The organism is Holtiella tumoricola, assembly GCF_027857615.1.
Taxonomy (GTDB): Bacteria; Bacillota; Clostridia; order Lachnospirales; family Cellulosilyticaceae; genus Holtiella; species Holtiella tumoricola.
The window spans coordinates 198,538-222,088 of sequence record NZ_JAQIFT010000040.1 but is presented as its reverse complement, the minus strand read 5'-3'; the positions used below and the strand labels follow the sequence as shown (position 1 = coordinate 222,088).

Sequence of the window (23,551 nt, the reverse complement as noted above, 5' to 3'; positions counted from 1 at the left end):
ACATATGTTTAATGATGTAGTATGCAAGGAAAAGGCGGTTCAATTAGTTTCACAAATGACTTTAGAAGAAAAGGCAAGCCAGCTTACGTATAATGCTCCAGCAATACCAAGGCTTAATATACCAGCTTATAACTGGTGGAATGAAGCATTACATGGAGTAGCTAGAGCAGGAACAGCAACGAGCTTTCCACAAGCTATAGGGCTTGCAGCAATGTTTGATGAACAATTTTTAGAGCAAGTAGCAAGTGCTATTGCCGAAGAGGGACGGGCAAAATATAACGAAAGTGCACGTCATGGTGATCGTGATATTTATAAGGGGCTGACTTTTTGGTCACCTAATATTAATATTTTTAGAGATCCAAGATGGGGGCGGGGCCATGAAACCTATGGAGAAGATCCATACCTTACAAGTCGGCTAGGGGTAGCTTTTATTAAAGGGCTTCAAGGTCATGGAGAGCATATGAAAGTGGCAGCTTGTGCAAAACATTTTGCTGTTCATAGTGGTCCAGAGGATTTGAGGCATGAGTTTGATGCACAGGTAAGTCCAAAAGATTTATGGGAAACCTATTTGCCAGCATTTGAAGCTTGTGTCAAGGAAGGGCAAGTAGAAAGTGTCATGGGTGCTTATAATAGAACCAATGGAGAACCTTGCTGTGGAAGTTATTTCCTCATTCAAGATATTTTAAGGGGACAGTGGCAGTTTAATGGGCATTTTGTATCAGATTGCTGGGCCATAAAAGATTTCCATATGCACCATCATGTCACATCTACACCAGAAGAATCGGCAGCTTTAGCAATGGATGCTGGCTGTGATCTCAATTGCGGGAATACTTATTTGCACGTGATGATGGCAAATCAAAATGGGCTTATTCCAGAAGAACAGATTACAAAAGCAGCTGAGAGACTTTTTACAACACGATTTAAGCTAGGTTTATTTGAAGACTGTGAATATGATACGATTTCATTTGACAAGGTAGAATGCCAAGAACATATTGATCTAGCAGTAGAAGCTGCTAGAAAAAGTGTGGTACTTCTTAAGAATGAGAACATCCTTCCTCTTAATAAAAAACAGCTTAAAACCATTGGTGTAATAGGACCTAATGCCAATAGTCGTCTAGCGTTAAAAGGGAATTACTACGGCACGTCCTCTAGATATATTACCCTATTAGAGGGAATTCAAGATGAAGTAGGTGATGAAGTACGAGTTTTATTTGCCAAAGGTTGTGAGCTCATAAAAAGGCAAACAGAAGGTTTAGCCATGGAACATGATAGAATATGTGAAGCACTAAGTGTGGCAGAGCATAGTGATGTAGTCATTTTATGTCTTGGATTAGATGAGACACTGGAGGGTGAGGAGTTTGACCAAGGTAATGAAGTGGGTTCAGGTGATAAAAAGGATTTAGAACTTCCACAAGTTCAAAAGAAGCTTCTTGAAAGGGTTGTTGCAATAGGCAAACCTGTAATTTTATGTATGATGACAGGAAGTGCAATGAACTTAAGCTATGCCCAGGCCCATTGCAAGGGCATTTTGCAGGTGTGGTATCCAGGTGCAAGAGGTGGTAAAGCTGTTGCAGATATTTTGTTTGGCAAAACTTCTCCATCAGGTAAGCTTCCTGTTACATTCTATCAATCATCAGACCAGCTTCCTGCATTTACAGATTATGCTATGGAAGGTAGAACTTATCGTTATATGAAAGACCAACCTTTATATCCATTTGGCTATGGCCTATCCTATGGTAAAGTGTTCTGTGAAGAGGCCCAAATTATGAGTCCGTTAGAGGTTGGACACGATGTAGAACTTCTCGTTAAACTTTTTAATGATAGCTTATATGATACAGAAGAGGTTTTACAAGTCTATGTCAAAAATGAGACCTCTCAATATGCTGTGTTTAATACAAGCCTCTGTGCGTTTAAACGTGTAGCGCTTAAAGGAAGAGCAAAGGAAGAAGTAAAGTTAACCATTCCATGGAATGCTTTTACAATAGTTGATGCAAAAGGTGAAAGACGTTATGATTCATCTACTTTTAGCCTTTTTGTTGGAACAAGTCAACCGGATACTAGAAGTGAAGAACTTACAAAGATGAAACCCGTACAAGTAAATGTAATATTTAAATAAACCCTAAGAGGCTAGATAAAATGGATAGAACATTTTTCTAGCCTCTTTTTATAAGCTTAAGTGATGAAATGGAATACGTTATTAGAGATATTGATACATTTGTATAGAATATATATGTATAAATATTATAAAAAATATAAAATTTAAAGTTAAATTATGTTAAAATATACTTATCATGCAATAAGAAAAGGGTAAGGGACATAAAAGGAGGCAAAAGGTTGTTCAAACGCTTTTTAGACTTAAAACTTAAGCAAAAAATCAAGTACTTATTTCTTTTTATTATTATGAGTTATATGATTATATTTTTTATGGTCTATGCCTTCGTTTTAAAACGCAATATGGTACAATATGCCTTCGAAAATAATTTGAATACCATGACCGCTGTTGGGAATAATCTGGAGACAGAATTTGTGACGATTAATAATGTCAGCAAGTTAATTCTTACAGATAGTATCATTAATAAATACTTAGATAATGGCTATAAAGAGGGCGTGCGTCATGCACAAGAAGCTAAAAGCGCTTTGTTTGATTTAATGAATACTTTTAACCATATTAATTCTATCTATGTCTTCAATAAAGAAGGGGGCTATATTAACGTAAGCCGTAATACGGTTAAGTTAGATTCGGCAAGAATACAAGAACACCAATGGTATGATGAAATTGTTCAAGCTGCAGGTGGTTATAGGATACGTCTAGACGGAGAAGGGGCATTTAGTGGAAAAGAGCAGGTAATATCCTTTATTCGTTTAATGAATGATATCGAAACACAACAACCTAAAGGGATGCTCATTATTAATGTGTCTAAAAGCATTTTTACAAGTACATATAAAGACATGATAGGCGGGAATAAAAGCTTTGGCTATGCTTATGGTAATAAGCTTTTTTGTGGCAACTTAAGTATAGAACAAATTGGAGATTTGGCACTAGAGCAGAAGTACTATGTTCAATACAAAGAAGGATTTATAGTAAATGAAAATGTTACAGGGTTATACCCAATAGAGAATATGCCTATTACACTTATTGCAGTTGAAAAGATAGGAATTAGTAAGATGATTTCCAAAGAAGCAGGTTGGATTATTGGGAGTATTTTAATACTTACGTTAATAGCAATGAGTATGATAGGTGTTTTTATATCTATATTTATTACCAATCCTATAGAAAAATTGGTTGCAACGATGAAAAGCTTTAAACAAGGAAAGGTTCAAAAAGTATCTTTGTCAGTTGCCAATGATGAAATAGGGGATTTAAAAGAAAGCTATAATGGAATGATTAAGGAAATGAATGACTTGATCACTCAGCTTATTAACAAAGAGAAGTTTATCCAAAAAGCAGAACTAGAAGTATTGCAAGAACAAATTAAACCTCATTTTCTATACAATACGTTAGATACCATTGCTTATCTCGCACTTGAAAATGATGCAATCCATGTTTACCAGGCTTTAGAAACATTAGGAAGCTTTTATAGAAAGTTTTTAAGCAAAGGAAGTAGAGAAATAACGATTAAAGGTGAAATTGAAATTATTAAAGACTACTTAAGTCTTCAAAAGTTACGTTATGAAGAGGTTTTTGAAGATGAATATAATATTCAAGACGATCTATTAGATGTTAAAATACCTAAGTTAATTCTACAGCCCTTGGTGGAAAATAGTCTGTATCATGGATTAAGACCTAAAGGGGAGAAAGGACTTATTAAAATTACAGTTGAGAAGTTAGAAGGTCAGATTCATATCAAAGTTTATGATAGTGGAATTGGCATAGATGTGGAGCAACTACATACCATTATGAATTCTAAAGAGCATAAAAGCTTTGGTCTCAAAGGTACTATTGAAAGAATTCGTTATTATTACAGTAAAGAAGATGTCTTTAAGGTTAGAAGTGAAGTAGGTGTTTTTACAGAAATAGAAATTATCATACCAGTTATCTAGGGGGAAAGTTCATGTATAAAATCATGATTATAGATGATGAAACATCCATTAGAAACTTACTCAAAATTAAAATTAGCTGGACGAACTTAGATGTTGAGGTGGTAGGAGAAGCTGCAAGTGGTGTAGAGGCTATTAATATTATTGATGATCTAAAACCTCATATTGTTTTTGTAGATATTAGAATGCCTTTTATGAATGGCATTGAATTTGCTAAGTTAGCAATTGAACGTTATCCCAAGCTAAAGATTATTATATTAACAGCCTTTGATGAATTTAAATATGCAAGAGAGTGTATTCGAATTGGTGTTAAGGACTATCTTCTAAAACCTGTTGCCCAAACGGATATACAAACCGTATTAGAGAAAATCAAGAGTGAACTAGATCATGAAGTTGAAGAAAAAATGATGGACGAAGACGTAAAAGATGAATGTATAGGCCATGAAGTCATTCATCAAATCAAACAATACATATTAGCACATTATATGGATCCAGATTTGAATCTAACCTCAACTGCCATGCATTTTGGATTTAATCCAAGCTATTTAAGTAGAATATTTAAAGCAGAAGTTGGCGATAGTTTTATTGATTTCTTAACGGAATGTAGAATGGAGAAGGCTAAGCAATTAGCCAGACGTGAAGTAATGATGTATTGCGCAGCAAAAGAAGTAGGTATACCTGATTCCAACTATTTTGGGAAGTGTTTTAAAAAGTATACAGGTAAGGCCTATTCGTTATATATGAAAGAATAACCATAAAGTAAATACATGCTTTCTAAAAATGTAATACTTTGGAAGATTTTATTATTTAAATAGATAAAAAATGTCGTACATAGGAGAAGTGCAGAACAAAATTTTATTGTAGTAATATAATGTATTATATTAAACAATAGGAGATATGCTATGTATAAAAAACATTATTATAATAGATGTATGAAAGATTATAGTATATGTAGAGATGATGTATGGAATTGTTGTTGCGGCTGTTGTATTGAATTAAAAGGAAATAAGGGCGAGACAGGAGCTACAGGTCCCACTGGTCCTACCGGACCTGAAGGATTACCAGGAGTTACTGGAGCTACAGGTCCTCAAGGGTTACCAGGAATATCAGGAGCCACTGGACCTACTGGTTCTCAAGGGTTACCAGGAATATCAGGAGCCACTGGACCTACTGGTTCTCAAGGGTTACCAGGGATAACGGGAGCTACAGGAGCCACTGGTCCTCAAGGGTTAGCAGGAATAACGGGAGGCACAGGAGCTACCGGTCCCCAAGGGTTAGCAGGAATAACGGGAGGCACAGGAGCCACTGGACCCACTGGTTCTCAAGGGTTAGCAGGAATAACGGGAGCCACTGGACCCACTGGTTCTCAAGGGTTAGAAGGAATAACGGGAGCTACAGGACCCACTGGTCCCACTGGCCCTCAAGGAGTGACAGGAGGATTTTTTAATGCATACTCACAATATATTACTACGGATGCAGTAACTTCTAATCATTTTATTACTTTTATTAAAAATTATGATGTAGGAGGGTTGACAGCATTGTCTGCCGATCGATCAACTATAACAGTTAAAGCAGGTTATGTTTATGAGGTATGCTATACACTTCAAGGAAGTATATCTAATCAAAGTAATCATTTTCAGATAACACCTTATATTAATGGTATACTTCAAATTATGTTTCCTACGTCAGCAGCAAGTTATGAGACCTCTAATAATTCTATTTGTTCAGTTTCATCATGTTTTTATGTTATTGCAACAACAGATAGTCGTGTGCAGCTAAAAATGGCTACTTCTTTAACTACACCTATAAGCTATATTGGAAGTATATTCATTAGACCTTTTGCAACGGTATAATTAAATAAATATAAAATGTGTAAAATAGGACTATATATGTCCTATTTTAGTTTTATGATAGATAAGAAACCTTTTAAAGAAGGTTGATTCATAAAAAATCCTGTATATACTATGCTTTATAAGAAAAAACAAAATATGAGATTGATGTAAGTGGAAAAGGATAGAGAACAATGAGATTGATAGAAATACTCTTTTACTTATTAAAATGTAATTCTAAGACTACAATTAAACAACTAGCAGAGCAATTTAATGTTTCTCAAAAAACAATACAAAGAGATTTAGATAAATTATCAGTTCTTGGAATTCCCATTATTTCTTATAGAGGGATAAGTGGAGGAATAGAATTAGACAGAAATTATATTATTGCTAAATATGTATTAACTGAAAATGATTATGAAGATTTAATATTATCCTTATATATATCTGAAAATATAGCAAGCCATTTAAAAAAATCAGATCTTATTGAGAAATTTAAACTTGTTAATCATAATCGATGTGATCAGATATTAAGTAACTTAGAACAAAGATTTATAATTGATCTAGATGAGCAACAAGCAATTAGTGAAAAAGAAGTATGTAAGGTAATTAATTCATGTTTAGAAGATAAGATATTTGTGAAGTTAGAACTTAAAGAAATGAGTATAGAAGCCGTTCCTATTAGCTATGTTTTAAAAAAGGAGGGAATCTATCTCTATTGTTACGCGAAAACGTATAAATTGATCTCAATGGATCATATATATCAAGCTTCAAAAAGTTCTCATTGCTATGATGGAGTGTTTATTCAGTACAAGGAAAATAAAGATAATTTAAAATTATTGTAGTTGTTCTTAAAGTTTTATAAGTAGAATGAGAGAAAATTTTTAGGAGAGACTTATTAAGGAATAGTTTAATAAATAAAATATAAAATTAAAAAATATAAAGTGAGGTAGAATATGTGTACAGCATTAAGTATAAAATCAAATGAAAACAAATGGTTTTTTGGAAGAAATATGGATCTAGCCTATACTTTTAATCAATCAGGAATTATTATTCCAAGAAATTATCAATATCAAGATAAGGTAACGGGTAATATGGTTATCAATAAACGTGCTATTATTGGTATGGGAACCGTTATCGATAATCATCCTGCAATAGCGGATGCGATGAATGAAGCGGGATTAGCTTGTGCAGGCTTAAATTTTGCAGGGTATGCTTATTTTGAAGAAACGCGAGTGCCAGATAAAATAAATCTTGCACCTTATGACTTTATCCAATGGGTATTATCTAACTATGAAACAGTGGATGAAGTAAAAGAAGCAATTAAAAATATAGAATTTGTAAATGTACCGATTAATGATAAAACACCTGTTGCGATGCTACATTGGATGATTGCGGATAAAACTGGTAAGTCTATAGTAGTTGAAAAAACTAAAGAAAAAATTACAGTTCATGATAATCCTGTTGGTGTTATGACCAATAACCCAACATTTGACTGGCATTTAACTAACCTCAATGAATATATGCATCTTACTCCAAATCAACCTAAGGCAACAATGTGGAGTAACCAAGAACTAAGACCTTTAGGTATTGGAGCAGGTACATTAGGTATACCAGGAGACTTTGCTTCTGTTTCAAGATTTGTAAGAATTGCTTATATTAGATCTCAAATGCCAACAATAGAGAATGATATGCAAGCACTAACTCAATTTTTCCATATGCTTGACTATGTAAAGATGGTAAAAGGTGGTGTTATTACAGAAGAGGGACTAGAAGATTCAACTTTATATTCTTCTTGTATGGATCTAGAAAAAGGTATTTACTACTATAAAACACATGATAATAGTCGAATCAATGCTATAGATATGCATAAAGAACAACTAGAGGGCAAAGAACTCAAACTATTCCCATACGTATCTACACAAGATATTAATTATCAAAACTAATAAAATAGATTAAATAGAGTTTATCAAAGAAAGAGCTACTTATGTGTCTTATAGACATTTAAGTAGCTCTTTTAGTTTCCTATAAATAGTTAGACGTCGTACACACTGATTACTTTTAAATCTGATAAGTCTATAGTTGCAGTGCAATGGACTTTTTTCACTTCACCAGGAAGTAGAGAGAAGTAGTTGTCACTAAATATGCCATCTTTTGAACCAAGGTCTAGCATAATATCATGTGCAAAGGCAGTAGAGGTGACTTCTATTTCATGTGCATTAATTTGCTTAAAACTAATATGAGGATTCTCATAATTAAAGTGCTTAGGTTTTATAAATAATTGACAAGCACTGCTTAAAATAGTTTTGTCATGAATCAGTGTATACTGAAAGACTTTATCCCTTTTACTATTATAATCCAGAAGAAGTTCACTAAAATCTAAAGTTATACCTTCACTTCTTCCTAAAGATGGAGCAGAAACAGATGAATGTCCTAATTGTAGGCACTCCCCCTTAGCGTTTGTGATTTGCCATTGAATTTGACCAGTGAAAGCTTTGGCGCTGTCATTAATTACTAAGAGATGGACTTTGTTATCTTCTAGATCAGCGGATAAGAGGATAGGCGCAAAGAAATGCTTGCTTTTATAATGTAGCGCTTTCCATCTGCCATAGTAATCAATGCCGGACCAAGAAGCTACAGGCCAACAGTCATTAGTTTGCCAATAGAGTGCACCCATACATCTACCTCTATTTCTACGCCAATGCTCAGCACCATAGCGCATTGCTTCAGCCTGTAAAAGTTGTGAAAGATAGACTGTGTGTTCTAGGCTATAAGGGTAGCGGTAGTTGTCTGCTAGATAGTGCAAGATAATTTTATTAGCTTGTTTATTTTTTTGGTGCTTCTCCATCACATAAGAGAAAATATTACGATCAGATTCAAGGGTAAAGGATTCAATAGTCTTCATAGTAGGGAAGGATTGAAAACCATATTCGCTAACAAATCTGAAGTAATGCTCCTTATAGGCTTCAAAAGGTTTAAGTCCATGCCAGACTGTCCAGTAGTGCATATCTCCATGGTGTTCATCTCGTGGGTCATCACAGTCTATACCCGATGAAGGTGATGAAGGCCAATAGAATCTCTCTGGATCATACCGATGAACAAGCTCAGGCAGGACTTCTTCAAATTGTCTCTGGTAATGTTTTTTATATTTAGGTGCAATTTCTTCATTCCACCCCCAATAAAACCAAGCTTCTTCTTGTTCATTATTACCACACCAAAGGGCTATACAACTATGATGGCGTAGACGTTTGATTTGTTCAATGGATTCTTCAATAACTTCTTCTTGAAGGTTATCAAAGTTATAAAGGCTACAAGCATACATAAAGTCTTGCCATACAATAAGCCCCAATTCATCACAAATTTCATAGAAATAATCGGGCGGATAAATGCCACCACCCCATACGCGAATACAGTTGTGATTAGCTAAAGCGCAATCTGTTAGTAGCTTACGAGTACGTTCTTCTGTCATGCGAGATAATAAGCTATCTTCTGGAATGTAGTTACTTCCCATGGCAAAGATCTCTTTGCCATTAATAATGAAACAGAATTTTTCACCCCATTCATCTTTTTCCTTTTTAATACCTAGTTCACGTAGACCTATTTTAAAGTTTTTACAATCTTCTTTTCCTAAAGTTATTTTGACATCATATAAAGGTTGAGCACCATAACCATTGTGCCACCAAATTTGAGGATTATGAATGTCTAGTGTACTTTTAGTGCCATCGCTATAATATTTTTCTCCACTTGGGGAGATGACTTCAATTTGAATAGGTAAATCATGAGTCGCTTTTACATCTATTTCTAAAGATACCTTTGTAGCCGTATGATGTTGCCTAATAGTGTAGTCTAGGATATGTGCATTGCGTCCTATGATTTTAAGTGGTTTCCAAATACCTAAATCAGGTAGCTGCGGTCCCCAATCCCATCCAAACATATAGTGAGCTTTTCTTAAATGAGTATAGCCATCTACTACACCTGGATGATGAAAAATAGGCTCTTGCTCATGGCATTGCTGAATATATCGAGTAGGTGATTTTAAAACAACTTTAATTTCATTTTCTCCTTTGATGAGAAAGGGTTTCACATCAAAGATATAAGTTCTATGCATGTTTTGTGTTTTTCCTACTTCATGCCCATTTATAAAGATTTCACTCAAAGTATCAATACCTTCGCATAGAAGTGAAAGCTCTTGATAATCTAAGTCAACGACTGTAAAGGTTTTAATATACTCATAATCATAGTCAGCAAGGTTTAAGACGATTTCTTCATGATCTCGGAAAAAGGGATCAGGCATACAACCTGTATTTAATAGATCTAAATAGACACTTCCAGGAACAGTACCTGTATGATAGGCTGAATCTGAAGTACGTCTAAACTTCCAAGATCCAGATAAGTTTATTTCCATTGATAATAATCCTCCTTATGTATTAAAGCTTATTATAGAATTATAGACAAATAAAGTAAAAATGGCTATACATAATTAGTGAATTTTAGTAAAGTATAAAAAATTAAATAGGAAAAGTTGTTTTATTTGATGATTTAAATTTCAAAAAAGTAAATAATATTATATAATAAAACTAACAAATGGATAAAAGTTAAGGGGATAAAATGAAGATAAGAAAAGCTAAGTTAGCCAATAAAGTACTTGCTATTTATTTAGTCAGTCACTTTATGATTGCACTAAGTATTTTAGCCATTATGGGAGTGGGCCTTCGAACGATACGTGATAATTTTATACAGCGCTATAAAACAAATGCGATGCAACATATGGAGTATTTTGATGAAGAATTACTCAATTTACAAAATTTAGTGATGTATATGATGCAAAGTGAAAATGTTCTTGTATTATCTAATCAGTATGAACAACTATCTGATTATGAAAAAATAAATAAGAAGAAGCAGGCTAAGGAAGAGCTCAATATTTTAAATAATCAATATAAATGGACAAGTGATATAGGCATCTATATACCACAGCAAGATTTATGGATTACATCGTTGGAGTGGTTTAGACCTGATGAGGCCATAAAAGACATAGAAGAACCTGGTTTATATTTTTTACAAGATACTCTATATCTACTAGAAAAATATGAAAATAAGAATGAGTATAGAAGAGGATATATTAAGCTAGACCAATATGAATTAATACGTTTAATGGAGAAAATGAAATTTAATGAAGAGGTTTATATAGAAGCACTATTAAATGGAGAAAAGTTAGAAATTGCTCCTTTTAATGTACAACAAGCCAATAAAACTTCGAGAGAAATGGTTATAAAGAGCAGCTTATATCCTATAGCCTTTCATATTTATCTTCCTTCTCGTTTCATAGAGTTTGGACATGAATTTTATTTACTCAGTTTATTAGCTTTAATTTTATTATGTTTTATTACGATTAAGTTTACCAAGTATCTGAATCGGGCCATCCATAAACCACTCCAAAATGTAGTAAGTCATATTGAAAATATGAATGTACATAACTTCAATCAACAGGCAAAACATGAAGGTATCGATGAATTTGAGTATGTGACACAAAGTTTTAATAAGGCTAAGGGGTTATTAGAAAACTATATTAAGAAAAGTTATGAACAAGCTATTGATATGAAGCAGATGGAACTAAGCCATCTTCAAGGGCAGATTAAACCTCATTTTCTTTATAATTGCTTTTTCAATATTTCAAATATGTGCAAAACCTATGATGTAGAGAAGATAGAACAGCTTACACTTGGATTAGCCAAATACTATCGCTATATTACAAGGACAAGCTATGAGTTTGTCAAGTTAGAAGAAGAGTATGAGCACATGAAAAATTATATTGGTATTCAACAAATTAGATTTGAAGATCGAGTACAAATTGAGATGGATCCACTACCAGACAACCTAAAAAATGTATATGTACCCCGATTGATTTTACAGCCAGTGGTAGAAAATGCGTATAAATATGTATTTGAAAAAATTGAAGCAGGGGGAAAGTTACATATAAATGTTAGAGAGCAGGCCCATTTTATTCTGATACAAGTAGAGGATAATGGAACCTTTATAAGCTTAGAGCAAATAGAAGCATTACAGATCAGATTAAAGGCGTGTGAAAACCCTGTAACAGGTCTAATTAATATTAAAAAGCGACTTCACTATATTCATGAGAAAAATGATATTGTGGTAAGCCAAGGAGAAATGGGGGGATTAGCCATTATACTTCAGATTTATAGCGAAAAGTAAGTACATATAAGGGGGAAAATATGTATAAGATTTTAGTGATTGATGATGAGAAGAGTATTGTAAAAGGTCTTGTAACGATGCTAGAGAACAGAGAAGAACTTGAGCTACAAGTTTACTCAGCTTATACAGTGAGTGAAGGCCTTCGTATTGCAAAAGAGGTCAAATTAGATATATTATGTACAGATATTAATATGCCCATTATGGATGGATTTGAATTTAGTCAAACAGTAAAAGGCTATTGGAAGGAATGCAAGATTATTTATTTAACAGGTTATGATACTTTTGATTATATTTACCGAGCAGTCAATGAATATGCAGGGAAATATATGCTGAAAAATGAGGAAGAAGATAAATTTATTCAAGTGATTAATGAGTGTATCCAAGAAATAGAACGTACTCAACAAATAAGAGCAACTGAAGGCAAGATGTTGCAAATGACAAATGAAAACAAAACTTATGAAAAATGTCAACTTATGACAGAATTTCTTGGACATCAAAATAGTAATGAACGTTTAGAAATATTAAAGATGATTTATGATGCAGGACCCATTCAGATAGAAGAAGATTTTTATATTGCAATAGGGAAAGTATTAGGAGAGCGTTGCAGTAGCCAAAAGAGGAAAATGATTCTTCAAACAATTACACAGGTCAAGCAGCAGTATAGCTACTTTTATGAAGTAGATGAAATCAAATTATATAGTAATACCTATCTTATAGTCGTTCAGCCAAAGGAAAAAGTTGAGGAACAACAAGTCCTACTAGGTAACATGTTAGAAGAAATACAAACTCAATTAATGGCGTTATCTGAAGAAAAGATTTCTTTTATTTATTCCAATCATCAAGTGCAATGGGAGCAATTGAAGGATCAAATTAAGCTGTATACGACCTTACTAGATATTAATTTATCTAAATACGTACCTATTCTTATTGATGTGGAGACACTTATAGAAGGAAATAAGTTAAAGGATAGCAATCATGAGCATTATGTACTCCAAATTGATAAAATGCTTATAGAAAAGCGCTTCCTTGATTTAAAAGAAATTTTTGAAAGCCTTTATATCAGTATTAAGAATACCTATGAGCTGAGTTTAATTGATACACAGATGTACTATAAGTGTCTAGAAAAGGTTGCATCTTACATAGAAAAAGAGATTAATTACTTAGAACTTCCGGAAGATTTACAAAGAGGTTATTATCATTTACGTTATTTAACAGGCGTAGATGAGATCCATCAGTTTTTAGTCTTATTGCTTAAGTCCTTAGGAGAAGACCAAGCACTCAGTAAGGTAACGGAAGAAGATATGATTATTAAAAAGATAGAGGACTATATTTTAAATTCTGTCACAGGAGAAATTAGTTTAAATACTTTAGCTAAGTTAGTTTATTTTAATCCATCTTATCTATCAAGATTTTATAAAAGTGTTACAGGTAGAAATTTATCGCAGTTTATTAAAGAGGCTAAGTTGATGAAAGCCAAAGAACTTTTAAGAAAAAGTGATAAAAAAATAGGCGATATTTCTAAAATGTTAGGTTATGAGTCGGTAGGATACTTTACCGTATTCTTTAAAAAATGTGTGGGGCTTACACCTACAGAGTACAGAAATTATAAATAGGAGTAGAGTTAGAGAAAGTAACAAAGGCTTTCTTTAACTCTATTTTTATATACATGTCAACAAAAGAAAAAGAAGTAAAAATAAAGAAATTGAACAAAATGTACACAAAACATATAATTGTATATATAAATACAATAAAAAATATACAAATTCGGAGGTGCTATATGGGAAGAAGAGTAGGGGCGATGATTCTTGCTTTAACAATGTGTATGGGTGTCTTAGGAGGATGTGCTGGAAAGGAACAAACAACCGCTTCATCTAGTGTGGAAAAAGGTGAAGTAGATCCATTTGGAAAATATCAAGAGCCTGTAGAAGTAACAGGAGTACTTTCATTTTCAGCTGGCTCATCAGAAGTACCAGCAGGTACTACCCCAGAAAACCAATCTTTTGTTAGGGAAGCAAAAAATAGGTTTAACATTGATTTTAAATGGCTTTGGACTGCACCAACAGATCAATATGAACAAAAGCTAGGAGTAGCAATGGCATCAGGAGAGTTACCTGACATTATGGCAGTTTCAGCTGTTGATTATCAAAACTTATTAGAAAATGAACAGATTATGCCATGGAATGATGCCTTAGAATGGGCCAGTGATACTTTGAAAGAATGGATTTATCGTGACCCAGCAGTTCTTGAAAGTGTGACAACAGAAGATGGCAAAATTATGGCGATACCACAGTATTGGGATGTCAAACGTAATGTTAATATCATGATGATCCGTACAGACTGGTTAGAGGAAGTAGGGATGGATGTTCCTACAACTGTAGAGGAATTAGAAGCAGTAGCAACAGCTTTTAAAGAACAATTAGGGGCAGATATGGGAATCAGTCTTTCAAAAGATGTTTTAGCAGGTACATCTCCACTTGCAGCACTTATGAATATGTTTGGTTCTTATCCAACAGCATGGATAGAAGGAGATGATGGCACTTTAGTTCCAGGGGAAACACAACCAGAAACAAAAGAAGCTTTAGAAGCACTTAATCGTTTTTATGAAAAAGGGCTTATACATAAAGAATTTGCATTACATGATGCAACTAAACTTAGAGAGTTTATTATGTCAGAAAAATTAGGTATTTTAATTGCACCATGGTGGGCATTTGATTCTTTCATTGGAAAAGAAATTGCTAAAAATGGAGATAGTAAGTGGACAACAGCACCTATTCCAAGAGCAGAAGGTACAAACGGTGCTTTACTTGAAAGTATGATGATTGAAGATTACTATGTTTTAAATAGTAAATGTACAAATCCAGAAGCAGTTATAAAGCTCTTTAATCTTTGGGCATTATTTGAAACAGAGTATCCAGAAGAAGCTCAAGTTGCAAATGGGCACGTGTGGAACTGGGTACCAACAACTTACTTTGATCCATATGATATTCAAACTTTACATGATCGTTTCAACACCCAAATTGCTACAGGTGATTTAAAAACTTTACCAGAAGGCATTGGAGGTGGAGATATTCAGCTTTGGAGTTATGCTGAGGATTACTTTAAATGGAAAGCCGGAGAGATCCCTTATGATGAAACCAATAAATGGGGTAAATATTTAGGAAGAATTGATGACGACTTTGCTTGGGGAACAACAGAAAGACTTGTAGAAAACAAAGAGTATCAATTAAATAAATTCTATGGTCTTGCCACAGATACAATGAAAGAAAGAAAAGCTACACTCAATAAGTTAACAGAAGAAACTTATGTAAAAATGGTTATGGGAGAAACACCTATTAGCACCTTTGATGCTTATGCAGATAACTGGCTCAAACTTGGTGGAGATGAAATTACTAAAGAGGTTAATGAGTGGTATCAAAATAAATAAGACAGAAGTAAAAGGGTAGTAATTTTATTACCCTTTTACTTTTACAGAAAGAGGGATGGTAGATGGAAAAACTTAAAGCATTTTTGAGAAAAGATACAACAGCATGGCATATCATGCTTATACCAGGTGTTATTTTTACTGCTATCTTTGCTTATTTGCCTATGGCAGGTATTGTAATGGCATTTCAAAAGTTTAATCCAGTTAAAGGCTTTACAGGATCAGATTTTGTTGGAATGAATAACTTTAAGTATGTATTCAACTTACCAGGTTTCTATGACGCATTGTGGAACACACTTTACATATCTGTGCTTAAAATCATATTTGGTTTATTAGTTCCTTTAATACTGGCTTTACTTTTAAATGAAATTGTACTTAAACGTTTTCAAAAATATGTTCAAACAGCTATCTTTGTGCCCTATTTCCTCTCTTGGGTAATCTTAGGTGGAATTATAAAACAAATTTTTGCTTTAAATGGTCCAATCAATCAGATCTTAGGTGGCTTAAACATAGAACCACTTATGTTTTTACTCAATAATACTTGGTTCCCTATCGTTATTGTTATAACCCATGTATGGAAGGGGATGGGCTATAACATGATTGTTTTCCTTGCATCAATTGTAGGGATTGATACAAGTCTCTATGAAGCAGCAGAGATGGATGGTGCCAATGCATGGCAACGTGTAAAATATATTACACTTCCATGTATGATGCCTATTATCCTTCTTATCGGTATTTTAAGTCTTGGTAGCTTATTAAATGCTGGATTTGATCAAGTACTGATGCTTTATAGTCCTGTTGTATATGAAAGCGGTGACATTATTGATACCTTTGTTTATCGTTTAGGTATTTTTGATAGGCAATATTCACCTGCAGCAGCAGTAGGGTTATTTAAATCATTTATATCACTTATTCTAGTAGCCTTCTCTTATTGGACCGCTTATAAAGTAAGTGATTACCGTATCTTCTAGAGAACAAGACGAGAAAGGGTGTGTGTTATGGCAGTTAAAGAGTCAAAGGGACGCAAAGCGTTTAATGTATGTAATATTATCTTTTTATCCATTGTTACATTAATTTGTATACTACCGTTTGTACATTTATTTGCAGTATCTATGAGTTCACAAGCAGCAACTACAGCAGGGGAAGTTGGGCTTTTACCTAAACAAATTAGCTTAGAAGCATACAAGTACTTACTTCAAAAGAAAGAGTTCTTCCAATCTATGGGGGTAACCGTTGTAAGGGTAGTGATTGGTACGGTTATTAGCATGGCCATTACAATTTTAACAGCGTATCCATTATCTAAGTCTAACTTACGTTTCAAAAAGCGTAGTCTATATGTATGGTTCTTTGCTTTCACCATGTTCTTTAGCGGCGGTATGATTCCAACTTATATGGTCATTAAGAGTTTAGGGTTAATTGATACCATTTGGGCATTAGTATTGCCTACAGCCATGAATGTATGGAATGTTATTCTACTCCTTAATTTCTTTAGACAGATTCCAAAAGATCTAGAAGAAGTGGCACTGATTGACGGTGCGAGTCAGTTCTATATTTTATGTAAGATTTACTTACCGATTTCTTTACCATCTTTAGCAACTATTTTACTTTTCACTATTGTTGGTCATTGGAACTCATGGTTTGATGGGATGCTTTACTTGAATACAACAAGCAAATATCCATTACAGACATATTTATCAACGGTTGTACTTGATCAAAATATGACGGCGAATCAAATGATGTCACCAGAGCAACTTTTGGCACTTGAAAGTATTGGTGAGCTGAATCTACAAGCTGCACAGATTTTTGTCGGTGCACTTCCTATTTTACTCGTATATCCATTCCTACAACGTTTCTTTATTAAAGGTATTGTAGTGGGTAGTGTTAAAGGTTAAATCTATAGAAGAGGGGTTTTATTGATGATCATAAAAGCGGTGCAACATGAAACAGTTAGGTTGTATTATAATGAAGAGACCTTACATATAGCCATTGAAAGTAACGGTAATCGTTGGCAATGGGACGAAATGTATCAACCCTATTTCAATATAGGTGAGCAGACGATCTATTTTAAAGATGCAGGTTGTATCCAGCATTTTAATTGGAAGACAGGTGTAGGAGAAGGATTTAGAACTAAGTTTTCAAACTTTGTTGTAAAAGGGATAGAAAGCCCTTTAGCTTTTGAGACAGTGGTTTGGATAGAGTACGCTACACAAAACATTTATTTTGAACTTATTCCAATAGAGGAGGCTCATGAACTTATGGGCAACTTCTATTGGCCGGGGCACATGGCATTTAAAGAGGATAGTAGTAAGTGGTACACCGTTATCAATATGCTACAAGGACTTATGATCCCCAATAACTGGCCACATCAAGTAGATAAACTAGTATTTGATGGACAAATGTGCAGTAGTGCAGCGTATATGCCATGGTTTGGCCAAATAAAAGAGCATGAAGGATATATTGCTATTGTATGTACACCATGGGATGCAGGCTATCAGGTGAATCATCCCGAAGGATCAGACTTTTGCCACATTGGCGTAAGATGGCTACCGAGTATGGGGAAATTAACTTATAAACGTAGTATGAAACTGACTTTCTTAGAAAACTGTGATTACAATGACCTTTGTAAAGTTTACCGCCAGTATGCCAAAGAACAAGGGCTACTTGTAACTTTAAAAGAAAAAGCAGCTAAAAATCCCTTAGTTAATAAGTTTATTGGATCTGCTATTGTACATACAGGTATTAAAACACACGTATCACCAGATTCAGCTTATTATGATCAAGAGCATCCGGAGAAAAATGATGAAGTGGTTCCATTTGCAGTGAGGCAAAAACAAATGGAAAAGCTAAAAGAAGCAGGACTTGAGAAAGTTTATCTCCATTTAGATGGATGGGGAGAACCAGGGTATGATAATCAACACCCAGATTATTTGCCAGCTTGTATTGAGGCTGGTGGATGGGCTGGTATGAAAGCACTTTCAGATAAAATGAAAGCGTTAAACTATATGTTTGCTATTCATGATCAGTATCGTGATTACTACTTTGATGCAGCAACTTATGATAGAGCATTTGCGCTTCAAAATCCAGATGGATCACATATTGAGTTTTGTAGATGGGCAGGAGGCTGGCAGACATATATTTGTGCATCACAAGCACCATTATATTTAAAACGTAACTTTACAGAGCTCTTTAGGCATGGCATACAGCTAGAGGGAACTTACTTAGATGTATTCACATGTAACGAGCTAGATGAATGTACACATCCATGGCATACAATGACACGTAAAGAATGTATGGCCTATAGAAAATCATGCTTTGACTACTTGGTTGCACACGATATTCTTCCAAGCTCAGAAGAAGTGATTGACTGGGCAGTACCTAGTATTGTAACAGCTCATTATGGGCCTTATGCCTTTATGTTATGGCCAAATGAAAAACCTAAAGGCATACCTGTCCCACTCTTTAACTTGGTATATCATGACTGTGTAGTCCTTCCATGGCTGATGAAAGAAGATACACCACAAGGAGACTATATGCTCTATGCATTACTCAATGGTGGAGCAGCTTACCTAGATGCAGAAAAAGAAGGAGGCGCCCTTAAGCATGAAATAGAGCGCTATCAACAAGTGGCAGCCCTTCAAGAAAAAATTGCTCAATGTGAAATGATTAAACATGAATTCTTAGATGAAAATTATAGAATACAAAAAGCTGTATATAGCGATGGAACAGAAATAACTATTGATTTAGACAAAGGTACATATACAATTCAATAAAATAATAGAATTCTATATTTATACTTGATTATATAAATGCATATACATATAATATCAAATATAGAATGCATTATTTTAAAGGAGAAGTTAGAACAAATCATGGACGATGCTAGTGATACGGAGCATGAAAATAATAAGACATTAAAACTGAATAAGTTTCAAAATATAGAGGCATGGCTTACGTCTAATTAGGCGTAGGTTGTGTCTTTTTGCGTATATTTTGACTTAGAATATATTAAAAAACAGAGAGGATTGATTATTTTGGAAAGTGATTCGGCAAGTATTATGGGACAGTTGATTTTGATTCTTTTACTAACAGGTACAAATGCATTTTTTGCATCAGCAGAGATGGCCATAGTATCTGTAAACAAAAGTAAAATCAGGAGACTAAGTGAAGAGGGAAATAGTAAAGCGAGGTTGCTTGAAAGATTTATAGATGAGCCAAGTCGTTTCTTATCTACAATACAGATAGGAATCACTTTAGCAGGCTTCTTTTCAAGTGCATCAGCAGCAACAGGTTTATCTAGCCATGTTGCAAAATGGATGCTGCAACTAGGTATCCCTTTTTCAGGAGAAATTGCAATGATTGGTGTTACCCTTATGCTTTCCTATTTTACTTTAGTTTTTGGAGAGTTAGTCCCTAAAAGAATTGCACTGAAAAAATCAGAAGCTATTGCTTTAAGTTCAGTTAAAACCATTTATTTAGTATCATTAATTGCAAAACCTTTTATAAAGATTTTGTCTTTATCTACACTATTTGTTTTAAAAGTAACAGGTAATAGTCAAGACAATGCAGAGGAAAAAATTTCAGAAGAAGAAATTCGTGCATTGGTTTCACAATCTAAGCAAGATGGATGTATTGAAGATGAAGAAGAAGTTATGATTGATAAAGTATTTGAGTTTAATGACAGGATTGTTAAAGAAATTATGACACCTAGAAAAGATATCTTTGTCATTAATATTCAAGAGGATATAGAAGTGATTTTAGATAAAATTACAGAATTCAATTATTCAAGAATTCCTGTCTACGAAGACAATATAGATCATATTATTGGCCTACTTTATACAAAGGATTTAATAAAGGAAGCAAGAAAAGTAGGATTTCATGCTATAAATATTAGAAACATTTTACGTACACCTTATTTCATTCCAGAAAGTAAAAAGATTAATGAACTTTTTAAAAACTTTAAAGAAAGTAAAAATCACATCGCTATATTGATTGATGAATATGGTGGCTTTTCAGGGATTGTAACGATGGAAGATCTCGTGGAAGAAGTTATGGGAGATATTGATGATGAGTATGACATCGAAAAACTTAAAATAGAACAAATGGATGAGAAGACTTACTTAGTAAATGGTTCAACAGGCATTCATGATTTGAAATATACATTAGGACTAGAACTACCTGAAGGGGAATATGATACACTTAATGGATTCCTTACCACTTATATGGGTGCAATACCAGATGAAGGTATTGAAGTAGCATTAGAAGGTATAAAATATACAATTGTAGGTGCCAATAGGAGACGTATTGAGCAAGTACAAGTCGTGCTACCTTTCAATAATAAATAAAAAATAAGCCTCTATGTGGCAAAAATGTTATCAAGACATTGTACATAAGAGGCTTATTTTTATTAGAGTTCTCGGTTATAAATAGCAGATACAGCGTCCTTATTTTTAATGATGAGGAAGTAGGCTGCCAATGTCCCAATAATGCCATAGACCAATGCAAGGTGAGCGTAGTTAAAGTATTCACCAAGTATACCAGATACAAGGCTACCACAGCAGACCCCTGCCATAGATAAGATACTACTAAAGCCATTTACACGACCTCGTATCTCGGATGGAACATAGCTTTGGACAGAGGACATTCGAATATTAGCTGAGTTGGTACCCATAAATCCCAGTAAGAAACGAATAATAAGCATAACTGGAAAAGCCATAAAGAGCATGATGCCTTCTAATAGGTCATAGAGGACATACACACTGGCGGCAACTTTAAAGCGTGCCTTAGTAGGGATTTTAAATAGATAATGGAAAGTACCACTTAGTGTGCGTCCGATTGTTTCAGCAGAGATTAAGAGAGAGTAACTAGTTAAAGTAAGAAATTGATGATTTTCAAAAAAGGGTACTAATAATAAGGCGGTTGCTTGTGAGGCAAACATGGTAAAGAAGAAGTATGTAAAGATAGCAAGTAATCCTTTTTCACCTTGAATATAGCAAAAGCCTTGTTTTAGTTCTTCTAAATAAACTTTATAAGAAGTACTATCCGGTTTGGTTAAAGTTTCTTTGACTTTGATAAAGCATTCAAAGGAGGCCGCTACGATCAAAAGGACACCCTCTAGTACAAATAAGAAAGATACACCAAAGTGTTCAAAGATAAGTGCAGCCACAGGTGTCATCAGTGTGCTAGCTAAAGGATAAATCATACTACTTACCGAATAACCTTTTTGATACATCCCTTCAGGAATTAAGTCAGGATATAAGGCATTATAAGCACTGCCATAGATCACTCCATTTGTGTTAATAAGAATTCCCATGACAACAAAGAGCGGATAACTAAAGAAGTTATCCCGAGTGAGAAAGCTACAAAATAAAAAGAAAAAGCCCATGAGAAAATCTAAGCTTACAATAAGTTTTTTTCGGGAAAAGCGGTCAATGTAAGGTCCTATTATAATAGGCAGAATAAGCTGTGGAATGAGAATAAGTACAGTATATAGTCCTGTAAGAAGTGTAGATTCTGTTTCCTTAAAGACTACAATGTTCATAGCAAAGGAAGTTGCCACACCTCCTAGAGCAGAAATAATCGTTCCAAGTGTAATAATAGTAAAATTACGTGTCCATAACGTAGGTTGTTTTGTTTTCATATTTTCACCTCCTCTTTATATTATAAATAGAGGCTAAAGAATAAAATAGAGTGCAGTTTTGAGAAAATTTCACTTATATACGAGTGTTAATACGACTAAAAGCCCATATCTTAGGAAAGATACGGACTTTTGACATAAAGTTCTTCTGTAATGGCTAGGGCTTCTTTGTAACGTCTATTGGCCTTGTAGTAGTCAATAAGATAGTTGCCATGAAATTGTTTAAAACCAAAATGAATGGCTTCACCAACTTGGTTATAGACGGATTCTAAGAGTGTTCCATATTCTGAATTATGAAGATAGTTAGGATCATCAAGGGTAATCTTAACGATATCGAGCATCGTTTTAGTAAGAGGTGTACCGTGGATAGAACATGCCAGATAGCAGTTATAGGCACGGTCTAAGAAATTATGTGCCTTTTCCAGATTACCAAGTTGATGATGAATGAGGGCTAACTTGTGATAATTCATTACATCAGGATGAGGGCTATCTTTTCTAAGGTGAAGAGCTCGCTCACAGTAAGTAAGTGCCTTTTCGTAGTCTTTAATTTCTAAATAAGTGGCACCTAAGTTATAGTATGCGGTATAGAGGCTGTCATCTTCCCCTAGACTTGTTGCCAGATTAATAATGAGCTTAGAATATTTCTCCATAAGGAACATATTACGAATAGAAGAGTAGACACCTGCAATATTAAGTGCACTATAAAGAGCACACCTTAAGTTACCCTCTTTAATACACATCTCGTAGGCTTCTTCCATATAGTTTAGAGATAAATTATAGTGACCTAAGCGATAATGCTGTTTGCCGACAGCAAGTAGCATAAAGCCAGAGCGTTCATAAGCCAATGCCTGCTCCAAAGTATTAAATCCTTTAGTAGGCTCAGTTTTCATGTAGATTAAAGCGCAACCTTTAAATAAATAAAAGAGTGCCTTTTGACTGGAGGTAAGAAACTTAAAAGAATGTTCTAAGTCGTCTAGCGTTTCTAAAAGTTTTAAGTCGTGTGTTTCATTTTGTATATTTGCCTGAACGAGCAGTGCTTCCAACATCAAAGGTGAAAATAAATAGGTATTATAGTTTTCTAAAATATGCTCTTGAAGTAGTGCTACTTTATCTTCTAAAAAGAAGGATAATGCATGGAAGTAATCGTTAAAGAGCACTTCACCTTCTTTAAGGAATGCTTCTTCTAGTTCATAATGAATACCTAACGCCTGAGTAAGTCCTTCTAATATATCTTGGCTAGGGGTGACAAGGCCGGCTTCGATTTTACTTAAATAAGAGACAACACAAATACCTTGGCAAAGGGACTCTTGACTCATATTTTGTTCAAGACGATATTTTTTAATAAGGGAACCGAGTAAAGGGGTGTGAATAGCCATTTGATAAATCCTTTCTAGATAAACTGTTAGCTTCATTATA

At 34.2% G+C, this 23,551-nt stretch carries 17 protein-coding genes; 14 read left to right on the top strand and 3 right to left on the bottom strand.

Annotated elements, in window-relative coordinates:
• The first annotated feature begins 4 nt into the window (after positions 1-4).
• The 6 genes from PBV87_RS10000 (at position 5) to bsh (ending at position 7,813) form a co-directional block, all read left to right on the top strand.
• A complete protein-coding gene (locus PBV87_RS10000) occupies positions 5-2,116 on the top strand; it encodes a glycoside hydrolase family 3 C-terminal domain-containing protein (protein ID WP_271012133.1) in 2,112 nt (703 codons plus the stop codon).
• A gap of 218 nt (positions 2,117-2,334) precedes the next feature.
• Positions 2,335-4,041, top strand: coding sequence for a cache domain-containing sensor histidine kinase (locus tag PBV87_RS09995; RefSeq protein WP_271012132.1), 1,707 nt, complete (start codon positions 2,335-2,337; stop codon positions 4,039-4,041).
• 11 nt (positions 4,042-4,052) lie between these two features.
• On the top strand, positions 4,053-4,790 hold the full coding sequence (locus PBV87_RS09990; protein ID WP_271012131.1) for a response regulator transcription factor: 738 nt from the start codon (positions 4,053-4,055) through the stop codon (positions 4,788-4,790).
• 150 nt (positions 4,791-4,940) lie between these two features.
• Positions 4,941-5,891, top strand: a complete 951-nt coding sequence (locus PBV87_RS09985; protein WP_271012130.1) for a collagen-like domain-containing protein — start codon at positions 4,941-4,943, stop codon at positions 5,889-5,891.
• A 170-nt stretch (positions 5,892-6,061) separates the two neighbouring features.
• Complete coding sequence (locus PBV87_RS09980; protein WP_271012129.1) at positions 6,062-6,712, top strand: helix-turn-helix transcriptional regulator; 651 nt, start codon at positions 6,062-6,064, stop codon at positions 6,710-6,712.
• A gap of 111 nt (positions 6,713-6,823) precedes the next feature.
• Positions 6,824-7,813, top strand: coding sequence for a choloylglycine hydrolase (gene bsh, locus PBV87_RS09975; RefSeq protein ID WP_271012128.1), 990 nt, complete (start codon positions 6,824-6,826; stop codon positions 7,811-7,813).
• A gap of 89 nt (positions 7,814-7,902) precedes the next feature.
• Here bsh and PBV87_RS09970 read toward each other — a convergent pair whose 3' ends face one another.
• Positions 7,903-10,272 carry a beta-mannosidase gene (locus PBV87_RS09970; RefSeq protein WP_271012127.1) on the bottom strand — a complete coding sequence of 790 codons (2,370 nt, stop codon included), beginning with the start codon at positions 10,270-10,272 and terminating at the stop codon, positions 7,903-7,905.
• Between the two features lie 203 nt (positions 10,273-10,475).
• Here PBV87_RS09970 and PBV87_RS09965 point away from each other — a divergent pair, with 203 nt between their 5' ends.
• The 8 genes from PBV87_RS09965 to PBV87_RS09930 all read left to right on the top strand — a co-directional run bounded on the left by PBV87_RS09965 (position 10,476) and on the right by PBV87_RS09930 (position 20,843).
• Positions 10,476-12,080 (top strand): sensor histidine kinase, encoded by a 1,605-nt coding sequence (locus PBV87_RS09965; RefSeq protein ID WP_271012126.1) that lies wholly within the window; start codon positions 10,476-10,478, stop codon positions 12,078-12,080.
• 20 nt (positions 12,081-12,100) lie between these two features.
• Positions 12,101-13,693, top strand: a complete 1,593-nt coding sequence (locus tag PBV87_RS09960) for a response regulator (protein ID WP_271012125.1) — start codon at positions 12,101-12,103, stop codon at positions 13,691-13,693.
• 164 nt (positions 13,694-13,857) lie between these two features.
• Positions 13,858-15,504, top strand: coding sequence for a type 2 periplasmic-binding domain-containing protein (locus PBV87_RS09955; RefSeq protein WP_053983572.1), 1,647 nt, complete (start codon positions 13,858-13,860; stop codon positions 15,502-15,504).
• Between the two features lie 62 nt (positions 15,505-15,566).
• Positions 15,567-16,472 (top strand): ABC transporter permease, encoded by a 906-nt coding sequence (locus PBV87_RS09950; RefSeq protein WP_053983571.1) that lies wholly within the window; start codon positions 15,567-15,569, stop codon positions 16,470-16,472.
• Positions 16,473-16,499: 27 nt separating this feature from the next.
• On the top strand, positions 16,500-17,393 hold the full coding sequence (locus PBV87_RS09945; protein ID WP_053983570.1) for a carbohydrate ABC transporter permease: 894 nt from the start codon (positions 16,500-16,502) through the stop codon (positions 17,391-17,393).
• A 24-nt stretch (positions 17,394-17,417) separates the two neighbouring features.
• Positions 17,418-19,271, top strand: coding sequence for a DUF5696 domain-containing protein (locus PBV87_RS09940; RefSeq protein WP_271012124.1), 1,854 nt, complete (start codon positions 17,418-17,420; stop codon positions 19,269-19,271).
• A 36-nt stretch (positions 19,272-19,307) separates the two neighbouring features.
• Positions 19,308-19,463 (top strand): hypothetical protein, encoded by a 156-nt coding sequence (locus PBV87_RS09935; protein ID WP_271012123.1) that lies wholly within the window; start codon positions 19,308-19,310, stop codon positions 19,461-19,463.
• Positions 19,464-19,532: 69 nt separating this feature from the next.
• Entirely contained in the window at positions 19,533-20,843 is a 1,311-nt protein-coding gene (locus PBV87_RS09930) for a hemolysin family protein (protein WP_330680375.1), read from the top strand.
• 62 nt (positions 20,844-20,905) lie between these two features.
• Here PBV87_RS09930 and PBV87_RS09925 read toward each other — a convergent pair whose 3' ends face one another.
• Together PBV87_RS09925 and PBV87_RS09920 are read right to left on the bottom strand one after the other, a co-directional pair.
• Positions 20,906-22,138, bottom strand: coding sequence for an MFS transporter (locus PBV87_RS09925; protein ID WP_053983567.1), 1,233 nt, complete (start codon positions 22,136-22,138; stop codon positions 20,906-20,908).
• Between the two features lie 110 nt (positions 22,139-22,248).
• Positions 22,249-23,547 carry a tetratricopeptide repeat protein gene (locus PBV87_RS09920; protein ID WP_271012122.1) on the bottom strand — a complete coding sequence of 433 codons (1,299 nt, stop codon included), beginning with the start codon at positions 23,545-23,547 and terminating at the stop codon, positions 22,249-22,251.
• Positions 23,548-23,551 lie beyond the last annotated feature (4 nt).

Coding starts and splice junctions, on each gene's coding strand:
- PBV87_RS10000 (WP_271012133.1), top strand. CDS start 5: ATGTTTAATGATGTAGTATGCAAGGAAAAGGCGGTTCAATTAGTTTCA.
- PBV87_RS09990 (WP_271012131.1), top strand. CDS start 4,053: ATGTATAAAATCATGATTATAGATGATGAAACATCCATTAGAAACTTA.
- PBV87_RS09985 (WP_271012130.1), top strand. CDS start 4,941: ATGTATAAAAAACATTATTATAATAGATGTATGAAAGATTATAGTATA.
- PBV87_RS09980 (WP_271012129.1), top strand. CDS start 6,062: ATGAGATTGATAGAAATACTCTTTTACTTATTAAAATGTAATTCTAAG.
- bsh (WP_271012128.1), top strand. CDS start 6,824: ATGTGTACAGCATTAAGTATAAAATCAAATGAAAACAAATGGTTTTTT.
- PBV87_RS09970 (WP_271012127.1), bottom strand. CDS start 10,272: ATGGAAATAAACTTATCTGGATCTTGGAAGTTTAGACGTACTTCAGAT.
- PBV87_RS09965 (WP_271012126.1), top strand. CDS start 10,476: ATGAAGATAAGAAAAGCTAAGTTAGCCAATAAAGTACTTGCTATTTAT.
- PBV87_RS09960 (WP_271012125.1), top strand. CDS start 12,101: ATGTATAAGATTTTAGTGATTGATGATGAGAAGAGTATTGTAAAAGGT.
- PBV87_RS09955 (WP_053983572.1), top strand. CDS start 13,858: ATGGGAAGAAGAGTAGGGGCGATGATTCTTGCTTTAACAATGTGTATG.
- PBV87_RS09950 (WP_053983571.1), top strand. CDS start 15,567: ATGGAAAAACTTAAAGCATTTTTGAGAAAAGATACAACAGCATGGCAT.
- PBV87_RS09945 (WP_053983570.1), top strand. CDS start 16,500: ATGGCAGTTAAAGAGTCAAAGGGACGCAAAGCGTTTAATGTATGTAAT.
- PBV87_RS09940 (WP_271012124.1), top strand. CDS start 17,418: ATGATCATAAAAGCGGTGCAACATGAAACAGTTAGGTTGTATTATAAT.
- PBV87_RS09935 (WP_271012123.1), top strand. CDS start 19,308: ATGCATATACATATAATATCAAATATAGAATGCATTATTTTAAAGGAG.
- PBV87_RS09925 (WP_053983567.1), bottom strand. CDS start 22,138: ATGAAAACAAAACAACCTACGTTATGGACACGTAATTTTACTATTATT.
- PBV87_RS09920 (WP_271012122.1), bottom strand. CDS start 23,547: ATGAAGCTAACAGTTTATCTAGAAAGGATTTATCAAATGGCTATTCAC.